Annotated in this window: 1 protein-coding gene and 1 pseudogene; both read right to left on the reverse strand. The window is 70.7% G+C overall.

The genetic code is table 11. The features are described 5' to 3' along the window. Positions 1-180, reverse strand: a pseudogene (locus ACZ5D2_RS40845) (hypothetical protein); the annotation flags it as partial. An 81-nt stretch (positions 181-261) separates the two neighbouring features. Further along, on the reverse strand, positions 262-1,899 hold the full coding sequence (locus tag ACZ5D2_RS40850; RefSeq protein ID WP_468936807.1) for a trypsin-like serine protease: 1,638 nt from the start codon (positions 1,897-1,899) through the stop codon (positions 262-264). Positions 1,900-2,196 lie beyond the last annotated feature (297 nt).

Raw genomic sequence — 2,196 nt, forward strand, 5'->3', positions numbered from 1 at the left:
CGCACGGGAGTCGGCCTCATCGCCGAGGTTGAGCTTCACGACGTTCGGGAGCTGGCCGGCGGCGGCCTCGGGGCCGGACACCGCCAGAGCGGGAGCCGAGGTGATCAGGCCTGCGGAGACCGCAATGGCGGTGACGAGCAGGCCGGAGATCCGCGCCGGGCGCGGGCGGGAAACGGGCATGGAGGTTCCTTCGGGTTGCACTGCGCGGCCGCAGGCGGCCCCCTGCGGCGCCGGAGGCGTCACGGGGGGTCGGCCCGGGTGTCAGAGGGTGCCAGCGAGGGAGATGGAGCCGAGGGTTCCGGTGACGCCTCGGGCGGTGACCGGCGCGGTCGGGCCCCAGGTGCGGTCGGTGTGGCGGATCGTGTGCACGATCCGGTTGTCGGTGGTGGTCACGGCTACCTGGAGCTCTCCGTCCACCGTGCCGGCGGCGACGGACTTGGCCGTCACGGCGCCGAGGTAGTCCCGCAGGTCACCGAACGGCGCCCACGTGCCGTTGCCGTAGCGGACGGAGTGGTACTGCCTGGTGCCGTTCTCGGTGGCGATGACGATGTGCGCGTCGCCGCCCGCACCGGCCATGGCCACGGAGCTGATGGAGCCGGTGGTACCGGCGACACCGGCCACGTCGCCCCAGCCGGTCCAGTGGCCGGTGGTGGCGCGGACGGTGTGGAAGGCCTTGCCGCCGCTGACGGCGACGAGCTGCAGCTGGCCCCCGGCGCTGGCGGTGGCCACCGACGTGACGGCGCCGATGGGACCGACCGCGCCGGCGAGGTCCCCGAACGGGGTCCAATTGCCGGCGGCGTTGCGCACGGTGTGGAACACCTTGCCGCCCGCGATGGCCACGACGTGGAGGTCGGTGCCGATGGACACCGTGGAGACCTGGGTGATGCCACTCAGGCTGCTGGCCGCGGCGTTGACGTCGCCGAAGACGCCCCACGTTCCGTCCGCCTTGCGGATGGTGTGATGAAGGCGTCCGTCGCCGCCCAGCGCCACCACGTGGGTGTCGCGGTCGATGCCGGCGACGGCAGCCGTGCGTACGCCGCCGATGTTCCCCGCTTTGGACTGGACGTCGGTGAAGCCGGTCCAGGAGCCGTCGTTCAGCCTGATGCCCTGGTACAGCGTCGAATCGGCCTGCACGAGGGTCTCGGCCTTCCAGCCGGACGTCAGAGCCCGCACCCCCTGCACCCAGTCGGTGAGGTCGTCGATGCGCGCGGTAATGGCGCCCGTACGGGTCTCCGTCGCCGGTGCGCCCAGGCAACCACCCTGCCAGGAGCGGGAGTTGATGCCGATGAGCTCGCCGGAGGCGTTGAGGAGCGGGCCGCCGGTGTCGCCCTTGCAGAGCGCGTCGGCGCCCTTGCCGGTGATGCTGTACGTGGCGGCGTCGGTGGTGTCGAGCGTGAAGGTGCCGGTGTGGAGTTTGCCCGGCACCCAGTCGGACTTCGTACGGCCGAACCCGGCCGCGGTCAGCTCCGCTCCGGCGGCCGGGGCGGCGGTGGCGCGCTTGATGCCCGCGATGCCGGCGGCCGGGGTCGCGAGGCGGGCGAGGACCAGGTCGCGGTCGGTACGGGGTGCCAGGTCGACGACCTCGACGGCCTTGCCGTCACTGAGGGTGGCGGTGCTCTTCAGCGCGGGCTTGCCGGCCGGAACCGGCGTACCGGGGGTGGCGGCGAAACAGCTGGCAGCGGTGGCGATCCATGTCTGGTCGACCAGGATTCCGGTGCAGGCGCGGGAGTTCGCCTCGTCGCCGATGTTCAGCTTCACCACGGAGGCGAGTTGTCCGGCCGCGGCTTCGGGACCGGTCACGGCGAAAGCGGGCACTGCGGTGATCAGGCCGGCCGAGACCGCGGTGGCGGAGAGGAGCAGGCTGCTGATTCGCGTGGTACGCGAACGAGAAAGGGACATGCATGTTCCTTCGGTTGAGCAGGTGGGTGGGAAACCGACCGAAACTCTGTCTCGATTGCTTCACCGGCCGTGTGGAACCGCCGTGCGCGCTGCCGGATTTCACGGTCGCCAAAAGACCGGAGACGAGGTGACGAAAGGGGCTTCATCTCGGCGAGGCATATGCACCTCGGTGTGGCGCGGATATTACTTTGCCGTGCGGATTTCCATGAGCATGAAGTCGCGGCCCTGCTCGTCGGCGCTCTCGCCGACCGGCGTCCAGGCGTTCTTGTTCACGTCGAACTTCTTCTGCTCGGTACC

The organism is Streptomyces sp. NPDC031479 (genome assembly GCF_055581065.1).